This window comes from Streptomyces sp. NPDC007157 (assembly GCF_040634235.1).
Taxonomy (GTDB): Bacteria; Actinomycetota; Actinomycetes; order Streptomycetales; family Streptomycetaceae; genus Streptomyces.
Window position 1 is genome coordinate 443444 of sequence record NZ_JBEYFE010000005.1, and the last position, 14416, is coordinate 457859.

Consider the following 14416-nt stretch of genomic DNA (forward strand, 5'->3'; position numbering starts at 1 on the left):
GTCGACCCGCCAGAACCTAGCGTCGGCGGGCCGCGCCGCCAAGGAGATTCAGGAGTGTCCGCCGGCCGCTGTCGGCCCGGCCAGCCGGGTATCGACCTGGGCCCGGTCGTATCCGCGGCGCACGATGTCGAAGACGGGCGGCGCGTCCGGGGCCGTACCCGCGGCCAGGAGTGCGAGGTAGGCGTCGACCTGGGCGCGGTCGTAGCCGCGCCGGACGATCTCGAATCCGTGGTTCTCGGGTGTCATCCTGTCCCCCTGTCGGGTCAGCCCGCCGGGAAGACGTCGTAATCGCCCAGCAGGTCGGCGTAGACGTCCACCGGGCCGGTGCCGGCGTTGTAGAGGTCGATCCTGCCGTCGGTGCCGACCTTGACCAGTGCGCGGTTGGCCGCGGTGTGTCCCTTGGTGAAGTTCAGGGAGTACACGCCGGGGCGCGGTGTGCCGTCGGCGTAGGCGACAAGGTAGCCGTTGCCGGACGGGGAGGGCACCGTGAGGTTCAGTTCGACGGCGGTCACCCCGGTCGCCGGGACGCCGTGGGCACCGGTGACCTTGAGCTTGAGGGTGGCGTGGGCGGCGAGCCTGGCGACCTTGCCGGTGCCGGTACGGGTGTTGAGGACGCGGGCGGGTGCGGTGGGCAGGAACTCCGAGCCGCCCGCGGTGGTGCCGTACCAGCCGACGAGGTCCGCGACGAGGTTCGCCGAACCCTTGCCGGCGTTGCGCAGTACGACCTTGCCGTCCTTCAGGGGGAGCACGATCTGGGCGGAGGCGGTCTGCCCGGTGGTCCAGTACGGGCCGGTCAGGCTGGAGCCGGTGGTGCCGTGCGTGGAGAGGACGAGGCTGCCGGCCGACTTGGTGGTGGTCGCGGTGACATCGAGGACCACCGCCTCCGCTCCCGCGGGGACGCCGTGGGCGCCGGCGACCGTGAGCGTGACCGAGTGGTTGCCGGCCACCGGGCCGGTGACGCCGCCGGTGTGGTTGCGGGTGTCGAGCAGCCGGGCCGGAGTGGCCGGGTGGTAGGTGTCGGCGTACTGGCCGTGCGACTGGAGGCCGACGGTGGCGACATTGACCGTCACCGCGCCGGAACCGCTGTTGTAGAGGTCGACCGCACCGGTCGGGGTGACCTTCACGGTCGCCTCGTTGAGGGCCGTCCTGCCCTTCTCGAAGGTGATGGTGGAGGTGCCCGGACGGGTGGTGCCGGCGGTGTAGAGGGTGAGCGAGCCGTTCGCCTTGGCGTCGCTGGTGACGATCTGGAGCTGGGCGGCGTCGACACCGTCGGAGTCGGCGCGCAGGGTGGCCGCCGACAGCTTCAGGACCCCGTGGGCGGCGATGGTCTTCTCGGTGTCGTGCTGCGGGGTCGTCGCGACGTAGGTGTCCGCGGCGTGGAAGGCCGTCGTGGCGGTGGTGGTGCGGCCCAGGCGGTCCGTCTGCGTCAGCGTGGCGGTGTAGGTGCCGGGGGCCGGGTACTGGTGCAGCGTCCGTTCGACGCCGTCGCCCAGGTTCTCCTGGCTGCCGTCGCCGAAGGTGAGGACCCGGCTGAGAACCTCCCACGAGTCGGCCGGTTCCGGAACGGTGAACTGCGCGGACCCCGCGTTGATCTCGCCGTCGTTCGTGGTGTCGGCGGCTGCGGACAGTGCCGCGGCCGGCGGCGTGGTCGTACCTGCCGTCGTCCAGTTGGCGCCGAGCGCACTTGTCCCGTCGCTGTCGGTGACCGTGATGCGGGTGAGGTACCGACCCGGTGTGGTGTAGGTGTGGGTGATCGGGGCGCCCTTTGCGCCGGTGGCCGGGGTGCTGCCGTCCCCGAAGTCGACGGAGTACGTGAGTGCCTTGGCCCAGTTGCTGACGGCGTCCGTCTTCACCGAGGTGTCGAACGGTGCGACGCCACTCGACGGGTAGGCGTCGGCGGGAATCGTGATGACGTCCTGCCGCTCGGTGGCGCCCCGGTCGGGAGCGGGCGTGCCGGTGCCGGTGTTGTCGACGATGGGGTCGTCGGCCCGCGGGTGACCCGCGGCGTCGGTGGTGAGTTCGCCGGGCGCGGCGGCGTCGGCGGAGTCGACGAGGGGGGAGTGCTCGGGCGGTTGGTTCCCGGGGGTCACCCAGAACCCGCCGATGTCGTGCGTGCCCTGCCCGGTCCCGGCCCGGAACGCCGCGCTGGTGGTGTACGAGGTGCCGGCCCAGGAGTACTCGGTGCGCGCCGGGGCGGACGGGCCCGCGTCGTTCGCCGCCACGTTGTAGTCGGCGGTGACCTGGCCCGCGGAGTCGGCCGACACCGCGTAGAGCGGAGCGGTCGGCGTCGGGCAGGTGCTGCTCTGCGCCGACCCCGCGGTGATGGCTATGTTGTTCTCCACCACCCCGGAGCTTCCGCCGTCCAGCGAGATTCCGGTGGCACACGGCGCCAGGACGGTGTTGCTCGTCACGTCCGCGTCGGACGTTCCCGTGACCACGATGCCGCCCTGCCGCATCGTGGTGATCACGTTGGTCGTCACGGTGACCTGCGCGGCTCCCGGTTCCGTCCGCACGCCGTACGCGTACGAGGGGCCTATCGAGCTCCGTGACACGGTCACGCCCGAGGACGTGCCGTCCACGCTGACCGCGGTCCCCGTGGCGGGGACCGACAGGGCCGGGTGGTTGATCGCCAGCCGGTCGAGGGTGACGTCCTTGGACCCCGTCACCGCCACGCTGTTCTCGCCGCCGTTGGTGAAGGCCAGTGATTCCACGTGCACGTCGTGGACCGCGTCCAGCGCCAGTGCGGGTGCGGAGCCGGGCCACGAGAGCACCGCCCGCGAACTGGCCGAACCGGGTTGCACCCCCGTGAACGTGATCGGCGCGGCACTGGTCCCTGACCGTGTCAGGGTCACCGCTCCGGAGTACGGGTCGTCGTCCGGCGACAGGATCCGCACCGTGTCCCCCGGCTCCACCACATCCGCCGCGGCCTGCACGGTGCAGAAGGGCAGGCTCTGCGTCCCTGTCCCGCTGTCGCTGCACGCGACGTCATGGTTCACGTACAGCGTCCAGCCGGCCCCTGGCTCCGCCACCGCAGGCCCGCTGCCCAGGCCGCTCATCACCCCCGCCACGACGACCACGGCGAGGGACAGCCCGACGGCGGGGCGGGGTCTGTGCATCAGGTCTCCACGGAGCGTTCGCGGGTGCGGTCACCAGAACGCCGGAGGGGGCGAACAGCCCGGGGGACACGACCGATTGGGGCCTGGGGCGATTCAGCTCAGCGTTGGCATGCAGCCGTCATGTTCGCAGCCCGATCCTAAAGGAACGCCATGTTCCACCCCGGTCTTGCCCAAACCGGAGCCGGTCGGAAGAGCACCGGATCGGCGAGGCCGTGGGGCATGAAAACAGCCCCTCCGGAATCCCGGAGGGGCTGTTCATTGTGGCTGGGGCCGGGGTCGAACCGGCGACCTATCGCTTTTCAGGCGATCGCTCGTACCAACTGAGCTACCCAGCCACGAGGTTTCACGTGAAACCCCAGCGGTCCTGACGGGATTTGAACCCGCGGCCTCCACCTTGACAGGGTGGCGAGCACTCCAAACTGCTCCACAGGACCAAGCTTTGCGTGCAACAGTGTCGCACACGATCTTGCGTGCCCCCAACGGGATTCGAACCCGTGCTACCGCCTTGAAAGGGCGGCGTCCTAGGCCGCTAGACGATGAGGGCTATCGGCCCGCCTGGGCGCTTCTCAGCGCGTCGGGGACGTGAGAAGCATATGGGATGGCGGGGAGTATCGCCAAAACGGTTTACGGCCCCGAGGGCGTCGCGGTGTCCGGTGTGCTCCCTGAGGGTGACGGGCTCTCCGAGGGGGAGGGAGTGGCGCCGGGTTGGTTCTCTTCGGGGAGGTGACGGCTGACCTCGGCCGTCGTCTCGCCCAGACCGCCCAGTCTGATCTCGTCCCAGGCCTGGAGTCGGCGGGTCTCGCGGTCGAAGTAGAGGATCGAGGCCTCGATGGGGTCCGGGTACTTGCCCTCGACCGCGCGCAGACCGCTGCCGCCCGTGGAGCCCTCCACCCGCAGACGGGTGCCGTGCGGCAGGACCTCGGTCTGTTCGTGGTGGATGTGGCCCGCCAGGACCAGGGGCACCTCGCCGTCCGTCATCCGCGCGGCCGTCGGTTCATGGGCGATGGCCACGTCCACCGGGGTGTCGGCCGCCCGCTGCTCCCGCAGGGCCGTGGACAGACGGTCCCCGGCCTGTTCCTCGGCCGTGTCGCCGCCCGGCACGGCCGAGCGGTCGGGCGTGAACTGGGGATCACCGATCCCGGCGAAGCGCAGCCCGGCGATCGTCTCGGCGTGGCCGTCGTCCAGGACGTGCACGTTCTTCATCCGGGACAGATAGCGCTGGGTGAGGTTCGAGTCATGGTTGCCCCGGACCCAGACGTACGGCACGCCCAGGTCGGCGATCGGATCCAGGAAGCCGTTCTCGGCCGCGGTGCCGTGGTCCATGGTGTCGCCGGAGTCCACGATCACATTCACCTTGTACTGCTCCACCAGCGAGGCGATGATCTTCCAGCTCGCCGGGTTGAGATGGATGTCGGAGACATGCAGGACGCGCAGGGTGGTCGGGTCCGGTGTGTAGGCGGGGAGCGTGGAGGTGGCGTCGTACAGCTTCGTCACATTGGTCACCAGGCGCGCCAGTTCCTTCTGGTAGACGTCGAATTCGGTGACGATGCTGCGCGCGTTGCCGACCAGGGCGGGGGCCGAGGAGAGCAGGCCGGAGAACCTCGGTTCCAGGACCGACTCGGGGTTCCAGGTGGCGTACGCGGTCACGCCGGAGGTGGCGAGCAGGGCGAGGGCGAGGCCGCCGGCGGTCAGGGCACGGCGCGGGCGGCGGTAGACGGCTAGCCCGAGGGCGGTGGCGCCGCAGACGACGGCCACGCAGGAGCGTACGGCCACGTCGAGGGTGCCGTGCGCGACGTCCTGGGCGACCTCGTCCTGGAGACCGGCGAGGCGCTCGGGGTGGTCGACGAGCGCCTGGGAGCGGACCGGGTCGAGCTGGTCGACGTTGACGTCCAGGCGGACCGGCGCGGAGTGGGTGTCCAGGTAGAGGGCGCCCAGCGGGGAGACGTTGATCTTCGTGCCGCCGTGGAGGGACGGGCGCAGGGTCATCGTCGTGTCCATCGGGCCGACCTGGGCCCGGACGTTCCCGACGACCAGCAGGCCGAGCCAGGCGCCGACGACCACGACGGTTATCAGGCCGAGGACGCGGATCCAGACGGGCGGTGCGTGCGCGTCGGGGGCGAGTTCCAGATCGGGCAGGCGGGCATGGGCACGGGCTCGGACGCGGGCCATTGGTGCCGTATGCCCAGGATTGCGGGCGCGTATGCGACGGTGGTTGGCCGGATGTCGGCGGCCCGCGGCTCGCCTGTCGGGGGTTCGTGGCCCGGATGCCAGGGGGTTCGTGGCCCGCCTGGCGGGGGCCCGCGGCCCGGATGCCGGATGGTTCGTGACTCTCGTACGGGCGTTCTGTGCCGGACAATGGGCCTGTGCTGGAGATGACGCGCGAGGAGTTCGAGGAACTGGTCGCCGAGGCGCTCGACCGGATCCCGCCGGAGCTGACCCGGCTGATGGACAACGTGGCGGTGTTCGTCGAGGACGAGCCCGACGACCCGTCCGACCCTGAGCTGCTCGGGCTGTACGAGGGGACTCCGCTGACCGACCGCGGGGAGTGGTACGCGGGCGTGCTGCCGGACCGGATCACCATCTACCGCGGGCCGACGCTGCGGATGTGCACGTCGCGCGAGGAGGTCGTCGCGGAGACCGAGGTGACCGTGGTCCACGAGATCGCCCATCACTTCGGCATCGACGACGCGCGGCTGCATGCGCTGGGGTACGGGTGAGGGGTGAACCGGGGGCGGCGGGGCCGGTGCGCGCCCTTGTGCGCGGGTGACGCCTCGACGCGGGTGATGCACCGGTGCGGGTGACGCCTCGGTTGCGTGTCCTCTTGTGGGCGGCGGGAGTTGGGGAGGTTGACTCCTTTCTTCGCCCCCGGAGGTGGCCGCAGTGCGCCCCTTGTACGTACCCGTCCGTCTGGCCGTCACCGTGATGGCCGTCGCGGCCGCCGCGGGCTGTGTGAACGTCGGGGACGACGCGGGGAAGGCCAAGCCGTCGCACTCCGCAGGGCACCGGGACGGCGACGAGGCCGACGGCGGTTCCGGGGTGTCCGGCGAGGGCGGCGCGGGGTACGGCGGTGAGATGGCCGACGGGAAGCGGGGGCATGGGGGGAAGCCGAAGCCGGGGGAGTCCGGGTCGGCGTCCGCCAAGCCGACGAAGGGCGCGAGTGCGGGGCCGACGGTGCCGGTGAAGCCGGGGAAGAGCGTGGCGCCGGGGGTGCCGGCCGGACCTTCGGGGGCGCCGGCGTCGCCCACGCCGCCGGCGGCCTCCCCCACGCCACCGCCGGACTCACCGACACCGCCACCGCCGGCCACAGATCCGCCGTCCGCCGAGCCGTCCTCGTCGGCGCACGAGGACACGGGGCCGCAGCTGGTGCAACGGGAACCGGCACCGCAGGCCGGCACACCGGCGTAGGTCGCCGTCGGCCTGCAGAGCGCCGGTGGCTCAGCCGCGACAAGCGACCGCTTGGCCTTGGCCGCGACCAGCACCGGTGGGTCCGGCACCGCCGGAGAGCGCCGTGGGGGCCGAGCGCCGTCGCGGCGGGCAAGAAATCAAGAAACTGGGCGGCGGAGGAAGAGCTGCGCAAGAAGCCGCCGAGGGAAGAGGCCGAGGGAAGAGGCCGGGGGAACGGGCCGAGGGAGTGGCCAGGGAAGGGATCGGGGGCGGGTCCGGGGGCGGGTCCGGGGGAGGGGCCGGCGGAGGGGTGTGGGGGTGTGTGAGCTGCGGGTTTGGGGGGCGGTTTGCCTTGAGGGGTGTTGGGTGCGTATGGTGGTAGATCGTTTGATCCCATTTGCCCGGCGCCACCGCAGAGCGCGCCGTGTGGCGCGTACTCTCCCTTGCCGTGGCGGACCGCATTGAGGCGGTCGTGAGCGAATCACGGAGTTGACGGGCGCGTGCCGAAGAGACTCCGGAAGGTTTCGCATTCGCATGTCCGTGTCCAGTACTGATCAGTTCGTCGTGTCCGAGAACAACGAGGACAACGAGCTGGTGACCCAGGTCTCCGAGGAGACCGCTGACACCACCGACACCACTGACACCACCGACACCCCTCAGATCACCTTCGCCGACCTCGGTCTCCCCGAGGGCGTCGTGCGCAAGCTCGCGCAGAACGGTGTGACGACCCCCTTCCCCATCCAGGCCGCGACCATCCCGGACGCCCTGGTCGGCAAGGACATCCTCGGCCGTGGCCGCACCGGCTCCGGCAAGACCCTCTCCTTCGGTCTGCCCACCCTGGCCACGCTGGCCGGCGGCCGTACCGAGAAGAAGCGGCCCCGCGCCGTCATCCTCACCCCGACCCGTGAGCTGGCCATGCAGGTCGCGGACGCCCTCCAGCCGTACGGCGACGTTCTCGGCCTGAAGATGAAGGTCGTCTGCGGCGGTACGTCCATGGGCAACCAGATCTACGCCCTGGAGCGCGGCGTCGACATCCTCGTCGCCACCCCCGGCCGTCTCCGCGACATCATCAACCGCGGCGCCTGCTCCCTGGAGGACGTGCAGATCGCCGTCCTCGACGAGGCCGACCAGATGTCCGACCTGGGCTTCCTGCCCGAGGTCACGGAACTGCTCGACCAGATCCCGGCCGGCGGCCAGCGCATGCTGTTCTCGGCCACGATGGAGAACGAGATCTCCACGCTGGTCAAGCGCTACCTGACCGACCCGGTCACGCACGAGGTCGACAGCGCCCAGGGCAACGTCACGACGATGTCCCACCACATCCTCATCGTGAAGCCCAAGGACAAGGCGCCGGTCACCGCCGCGATCGCCTCCCGCAAGGGCCGCACGATCATCTTCGTCCGCACCCAGCTGGGCGCCGACCGGATCGCCGAGCAGCTGCGCGACGCCGGTGTGAAGGCCGACGCGCTGCACGGCGGCATGACCCAGGGCGCCCGCACCCGGACGCTGGCCGACTTCAAGGACGGCTACGTCAACGCGCTCGTCGCCACCGACGTCGCCGCCCGCGGCATCCACGTCGACGGCATCGACCTGGTCCTGAACGTCGACCCGGCCGGCGACCACAAGGACTACCTGCACCGCGCCGGCCGCACGGCCCGCGCCGGCCGCACCGGAACCGTCGTCTCCCTCTCCCTCCCGCACCAGCGCCGGCAGATCTTCCGGCTGATGGAGGACGCGGGCGTCGACGCCGGCCGTCACATCATCAACTCCGGTACGGCCTTCGAGCCCGAGGTCGCCGAGATCACCGGCGCCCGTTCGATGACCGAGGTCCAGGCCGAGTCCGCGGGCAACGCGGCGCAGCAGGCCGAGCGCGAGGTCACCCAGCTCACCAAGGAGCTGGAGCGGGCGCAGCGCCGGGCCGCGGAGCTGCGCGAGGAGGCCGACCGTCTGGTCGCCCGTGCCGCCCGCGAGCGTGGCGAGGACCCGGAGACCGCGGTGGCCGAGGCCGCTGCCGTCGCCGAGGCCGTCGCCGAGGCCGAGGTGGCGGAGCAGGCGGCCGTCGAGGCGCCGGCCCGTCAGGAGTCCTCGTCGTACGAGCGTCCGCGTCAGCAGCGCGACGAGCGGGGCAACTACGAGCGCCGTGACCGCCGTGACGAGCGTCCCTCCGGTGGCTTCCGCCGGGACGACCGTCGTGACGGTGACCGTGGTGGCCGTTCCTTCGAGCGTCGTGACGAGCGTCCGTCGGGTGGTTTCCGCCGGGACGACCGTCGTGACGGCGGTGACCGTGGCGGCTTCCGCCGCGACGACCGTCCGTCGGGCGGCTTCCGCCGGGACGACCGCCGCGACGACCGCGGTGCCCGTTCCTTCGAGCGTCGTGACGAGCGTCCGTCGGGTGGCTTCCGCCGGGACGACCGCCGGGACGACCGTCGTGACGGTGACCGTGGTGGCCGTTCCTTCGAGCGTCGTGACGAGCGTCCGTCGGGTGGTTTCCGCCGGGACGACCGTCGTGACGGCGGCGACCGTGGCGGCTTCCGCCGCGACGACCGTCCGTCCGGCCACCGGGGCAGCGACCGTCCCTTCAACCGCGACCACCGCGACGACCGTCCGGGCTTCCGCAGCGGCGGCCACGACCGCCCCTACGGCCGCCGTGACGACCACCGCGGCACCGGCTCCGGCTCCAGCTCCTTCCGCCGCGACGACAAGCCGCGCTGGAAGCGCAACGGCTGACACCGAGTGAGCTGAGGAAGGGCCCGTACGACGACCTGTCGTACGGGCCCTTCGCCATGACGCGTCCGGAATGGCTGGGTGCGAACCTGTGAAGCGCCTGTAAGATCAGCACACTTGTGTGACGGGTGGGTAGGCCGGGGGGCCGAGGGCGTCGGAGTGAGCGGCGCCGAACCCGTCTCCGTTCCTGGGGAGGGACTCTTCGTGGTGCGTCATGCCCCTGCACGCCTGCGCCTCATCGCCGCGACCGCCGTACTGGCGGCAGCCCTGAGCCCACTGCTGCCGGCCCCGTCGGCGACGGCCGGCACCGCACAGGAGACGGTCGTACCGCCGACGCTGCGCGGCACGTACACGTCCGGGGCGCTCTACGGGAAGTCGACGTACGGCGGCCACGACGGCGCCGGTGACCAGGGCGTGTTCCACAGTCTGGAGGGCGCCGGGCTGGTCTGGACGCGCTACTCCACCGGCGTCTCGGTGCCGGTGGTCCACCCGTCCGGCTACACCAGTTACTCGACCGCCGGCGGCGACGTCCTCGCGTACAGGTACGCCGACGGCCGGGTCGACCTGTGGAACGCGGCCGACGGCACCACCCGGACGATCCACACCCCCGAGGGGCTCTCGCTGCTCACCGCCTACGCCGACCTGGCGGTCGCCTACCGGCAGGTGCCCGACGGGAACGGCACGGTGACCCGCGAGATGCATCTGCTGCTGCCGCAGGACGACGGCAGCACGCGTGACGTGCCGGTGACCGGGGTGCCCGACGGATACGTGCTCGGGCAGCCCAAGGGCGGCGACGCGGACGGGCTGCTCTTCCTCGCCGGACGGACCGGCGGCGGGTCGTACACCTCGGTCATGGTCGACCGGCACACGGGGCAGGTGCGGGCGTGGACCCCGCCCACCGCCAAGGTCTACCTCAACGCGCAAGTCACCCCCGCCCATGTCGTCCTCTTCAACACGAACGACCCCACGGTCCAGGTGTACTCCCGCACCGACCTGTCCGCCGCCCCGGTCGCGGTGACGCTCGGCGGTAGCGGCATGCTGCCCGCGACGGGCCTCGCGGTCGTCGGCGACTGGCTGCTGACCCAGCCCGGTACGGCGGTGATCGCCAAGCCGATCGCCGGCGGTCCTTCGAGGACCCTGCTGCCCGCGTCGAACGGCGGCGTCGCCGCCGCCTCCGACGGCGGTGCCCTGGTGGTCGGCCGTACCGGCGCCGCCGCGGACGACTGGGGTGTCCAGCGCATCCAGCCGGGCCCGGGCGGCGAGCCGACGGTGACCCAGGTCAAGGCGCTGCCCAAGCCGCCGTACAAGATCCAGGGGCTGTCCCTGGACCAGGGGACGCTGGTCGTCGGCGACGCGAGTGTCCTCGAAGTCCGGGACGCCTTCGCCCGGACCGTCGCCGCGACCGGGACGCCGACGTTCGGGGCGCGCACCTCGCTCGACGGGATCACCACCCGGCTGGGTACCTGCGCGGAGACGGACCTCGGCTGCTCGCAGCTGTTCGGCATGCCGGGCGGGCGGGTCGCGTCGCTCCAGCGCGGTGCGAGCGGGTCGGACCGGATCACGGTCGCCGAACCCCGTCAGCACTGGGAGACCCAGGTCCCGGCCGGCGGACGGATCACCGACGCCTCCGGCACGTACCTGATCCACACGACGTCCGACCGGCAGTCCGTCTACGGGATCGTCGGCGGCAGCCTCACCCCGGTTCTCACCCGCACCCCCGGCCCCGCCGCCCTCTCCGGGGACACGCTGTGGACGCCGGGCGCGACCCCCGGCACCGTCACGGCGTACGACCTGACGCAGCGGAAGACGGTCGAGACCATCACCACCGATGCCGGCTGCGCGCCCACCGAACTCCAGGCGCTGGGCCGCTGGCTGTACTGGAACTGCGGGGACAGAGCCGGGGTGTACGACCGTACGGCGAAGAAGTCCGTGTCCGTCCCGGCCGACGAGGCCAAGCTCGGCGACGGGTATGTCGTCACGCACGACAAGGCGGCCGGGAAGCTGGTGTCGACGACCGTCGCCGACGGGACCCCCGTCAGCCGGGTGATCGGCGACCTGCCCGACACCGGGGTCTCGCAGCGGGACGTGCGCTGGACGGTCGACGAGTCCGGCGCCAACGCGGCCTATGTGGACGCCAGGGAGCAGGTGCGTCTCGTACCGTCCGGGGTGCCCCAGCAGCCCCTGCGGCTGCTCTCGCCCGCTCGGAGCGCGACGACCGTCGCCCCGCGCACGGTCGACACGACGCCGGACACGCTGACGAGCGTGCTGTTGTCGAAGCCGGCGTCCGGCTGGAAGCTCACCGTGCGTTCCAAGGCGACCGGCGAGGTCGTCGACACGGCGGACGGCGGTGAGACGCGAGGCGCGCTGACGGTGGGCTGGTCCGCGATGGACCGGAAGGCGCCCGGGGATGTGCCGGTGGCGAACGGGGCGTACGAGTGGACGCTGTCCGTCACCCCCGCCGACGGCGCCGGGGCGCCGCTCCAGGCGACCGGCTCGGTGCGGGTCAAGATGGGGACTCCGGTGCAGCACGACCACGTGGGCGCCGATGGCTTCGGTGATCTGCTCACGCTCAACTCCTCGGGCACGATGACCTTCCAGAAGGGGACGGGCAAGGGCGGTTTCGCCGGGAAGGTCTCCGGGAACGGCTGGTCGACGAAAACGGTCGCCGTGCCGTTCGGTGACCTGAACGAGGAGCGCTGCAACGATGTACTGGTGCGCCTGCCCAGCGGTGCGCTGCGCGCCTACTTGCCCGACTGCGGCGCGGCACTCACCCCGTCGACGGGGTCCTGGAGCCTCGGCACGAGCGGCTGGAACCAGTACGACGTCCTCACCTCGCCCGGCGACCTGAACAAGGACGGCCGCCCCGACCTGATCGCCCGCAACTCCGCGACCGGCGCGGTGTACCTGTACAAGGCGACCAGCACCGGCAAGCTCTCCGCCCGCGTGAAGCTGTACGACAACTGGAAGACGTACAAGAAGGTCGTCGGCGCCGGGGACCTGAACGGCGACGGGGTCGGGGACCTGGTCGCGCAGGACAAGGCCGACAACCTGTACCGGTACTACGGCACCGGCAAGGGCGGCTTCGGCGGCCGGGTGAAGATCGCAACCGGGTGGGGCTCGTCGTACAACGCGGTCGTGGGCGTCGGGGACATCACCGGGGACGGCAGGAACGACCTGGTCATGCGGGACACCGCGGGCAACCTGTACCGGCAGACCGGGACCGGCAAGGGGTCGTTCGCGGCCCGGGTGAAGATCGGGACGGGCTGGCAGGGCTACAAGGGCCTCTTCTAGCCCTGTTTCCGGTGGGTTCCAGAAGGTTTTCAGCCATGCTGTGACGCATGTCACGCCCCCGGTGAGGGAATCGCTGGGGGCATGACAGATGACGCGATAGGCACAGCGACCTCCGACGAGGAGCGGCTGGCCCAGCTCGGCTACACCCAGGTCCTGGCCCGCCGTATGTCGGCCTTCTCGAACTACGCGGTCTCCTTCACGATCATCTCGGTCCTCTCCGGCTGTCTCACCCTCTACCTCTTCGGCATGATCACCGGCGGTCCCGCGGTGATCACCTGGGGCTGGGTGGCCGTGGGCCTGATGACCCTCTTCGTAGGCCTCTCCATGGCCGAGATCTGCTCCGCCTATCCCACCTCGGCGGGTCTCTACTTCTGGGCCCACCGTCTGGCCCCGCCGCGCAGCGCGGCCGCCTGGGCGTGGTTCACGGGCTGGTTCAACGTGCTCGGCCAGGTGGCGGTGACCGCGGGCATCGACTTCGGCGCCGCGTCCTTCCTGGGCGCCTACCTGAACCTGCAGTTCGACTTCAAGGTGACCCCGGGCCGCACGATCCTCCTCTTCGCCGCGATCCTGCTCCTGCACGGCCTGCTGAACACCTTCGGCGTCCGCATCGTCGCCCTGCTCAACAGCGTCAGCGTGTGGTGGCACGTCGTCGGTGTCGCGGTCATCGTCGGCGTGCTGACCTTCGTCCCCGACCACCACCAGTCGGCGTCCTTCGTCTTCACCGAGTTCGTGAACAGGACGGGCTGGAGCAGCGGTCCGTACGTGGTCCTGCTCGGGCTTCTGATGGCCCAGTACACCTTCACCGGGTACGACGCCTCGGCGCACATGACGGAGGAGACGCACGACGCGTCGACGGCGGGCCCCCGGGGCATCGTCCGCTCGATCTGGACGTCGTGGATCGCCGGCTTCGTCCTGCTCCTCGGCTTCACCTTCGCGATCCAGTCGTACGACAAGGAACTGGGGTCCCCGACGGGGGCACCGCCGGCCCAGATTCTCCTGGACGCGCTCGGCGCCACGACCGGCAAGCTCCTGCTCCTCGTCGTCATCGGCGCCCAACTCTTCTGCGGAATGGCGTCGGTGACGGCCAACAGCCGGATGATCTACGCGTTCTCCCGCGACGGCGCGCTCCCCTTCTCCCGTGTCTGGCACACGGTCAGCCCGCGTACCCGCACTCCGGTGGCGGCGGTCTGGCTGGCGGCCTTCGCCGCGCTCGCCCTGGGCCTTCCGTACCTGATCAACTACACGGCCTACGCCGCGGTGACGTCGATCGCGGTGATCGGGCTGTACGTGGCGTACGTGATCCCGACGCTGCTGCGGGTCAGGAAGGGCGCCGCGTTCGAACGCGGGCCGTGGCATCTGGGCCGCTGGTCCGGGGTGATCGGCGTGATCTCGGTGGCCTGGGTCGGCGTCATCACCGTCCTCTTCATGCTCCCGCAGGTCTCCCCGGTCACCTGGAAGTCCTTCAACTACGCCCCGGTGGCCGTCCTCGCGGTCCTCGGCTTCGCCGCGATCTGGTGGCAGGTGTCGGCCCGGCACTGGTTCCTCAACCCGGACAGAGCACGCCACGAGGACACCGCCAAACTGGTCGATCTCTGACGCTCCGGGCCACTTCTGCCTCACGACGCGGCCGCCACCCCGATACCCGATCGGCGACACGGCTCCGTCCGGCTATGCTCGGGGAGGCAACATCGCCTGGGCCGTTAGCTCAATTGGCAGAGCAGTGGACTTTTAATCCATTGGTTGTGGGTTCGAGTCCCACACGGCCTACAGGTGGTGGGCGGGGGATTTGATCCCCGACCTGCCGTGCAGCGTCCGGGTCGGCTTCGGCTGACTCGGACGCTGCGGTGTTTCGGGAGTGGCGGTCAGTCAACTTCCTGGCCGGCGACGCGACGAGCAGGTCG

Annotated in this window: 8 protein-coding genes and 4 tRNA genes; 6 read left to right on the forward strand and 6 right to left on the reverse strand. The window is 71.1% G+C overall.

What is annotated here, in order from left to right; genetic code table 11:
* Nucleotides 1-48: 48 nt before the first annotated feature.
* The 6 genes from ABZ642_RS12240 to ABZ642_RS12265 form a co-directional block, all read right to left on the reverse strand.
* The gene (locus tag ABZ642_RS12240) at nucleotides 49-246 is read right to left on the reverse strand and encodes a DivIVA domain-containing protein (protein WP_360481193.1); all 198 of its coding nucleotides are present in this window, start codon (nucleotides 244-246) and stop codon (nucleotides 49-51) included.
* 17 nt (nucleotides 247-263) lie between these two features.
* Nucleotides 264-3116: a PKD domain-containing protein gene (locus ABZ642_RS12245; RefSeq protein ID WP_360481196.1), complete on the reverse strand. Its 2853-nt coding sequence runs from the start codon at nucleotides 3114-3116 to the stop codon at nucleotides 264-266.
* Nucleotides 3117-3377: 261 nt separating this feature from the next.
* Nucleotides 3378-3451: transfer RNA gene (locus tag ABZ642_RS12250), tRNA-Phe, on the reverse strand.
* Nucleotides 3452-3475: 24 nt separating this feature from the next.
* Nucleotides 3476-3550, reverse strand: a tRNA-Asp gene (locus ABZ642_RS12255).
* A gap of 37 nt (nucleotides 3551-3587) precedes the next feature.
* Nucleotides 3588-3660 (reverse strand) — tRNA-Glu (locus ABZ642_RS12260).
* A gap of 80 nt (nucleotides 3661-3740) precedes the next feature.
* Nucleotides 3741-5285, reverse strand: a complete 1545-nt coding sequence (locus tag ABZ642_RS12265; protein WP_360481199.1) for a metallophosphoesterase — start codon at nucleotides 5283-5285, stop codon at nucleotides 3741-3743.
* A gap of 194 nt (nucleotides 5286-5479) precedes the next feature.
* Here ABZ642_RS12265 and ABZ642_RS12270 point away from each other — a divergent pair, with 194 nt between their 5' ends.
* From ABZ642_RS12270 to ABZ642_RS12295, 6 genes are all read left to right on the forward strand, one after another.
* On the forward strand, nucleotides 5480-5833 hold the full coding sequence (locus ABZ642_RS12270; protein ID WP_360481202.1) for a metallopeptidase family protein: 354 nt from the start codon (nucleotides 5480-5482) through the stop codon (nucleotides 5831-5833).
* 163 nt (nucleotides 5834-5996) lie between these two features.
* Nucleotides 5997-6521: a hypothetical protein gene (locus ABZ642_RS12275; RefSeq protein WP_360481205.1), complete on the forward strand. Its 525-nt coding sequence runs from the start codon at nucleotides 5997-5999 to the stop codon at nucleotides 6519-6521.
* A gap of 513 nt (nucleotides 6522-7034) precedes the next feature.
* Nucleotides 7035-9227 carry a DEAD/DEAH box helicase gene (locus ABZ642_RS12280; protein WP_360481208.1) on the forward strand — a complete coding sequence of 731 codons (2193 nt, stop codon included), beginning with the start codon at nucleotides 7035-7037 and terminating at the stop codon, nucleotides 9225-9227.
* Between the two features lie 204 nt (nucleotides 9228-9431).
* Entirely contained in the window at nucleotides 9432-12515 is a 3084-nt protein-coding gene (locus tag ABZ642_RS12285) for a VCBS repeat-containing protein (RefSeq protein ID WP_360481211.1), read from the forward strand.
* 81 nt (nucleotides 12516-12596) lie between these two features.
* On the forward strand, nucleotides 12597-14111 hold the full coding sequence (locus ABZ642_RS12290; RefSeq protein WP_360481214.1) for an amino acid permease: 1515 nt from the start codon (nucleotides 12597-12599) through the stop codon (nucleotides 14109-14111).
* A gap of 98 nt (nucleotides 14112-14209) precedes the next feature.
* Nucleotides 14210-14282 (forward strand) — tRNA-Lys (locus ABZ642_RS12295).
* Nucleotides 14283-14416: the final 134 nt, after the last annotated feature.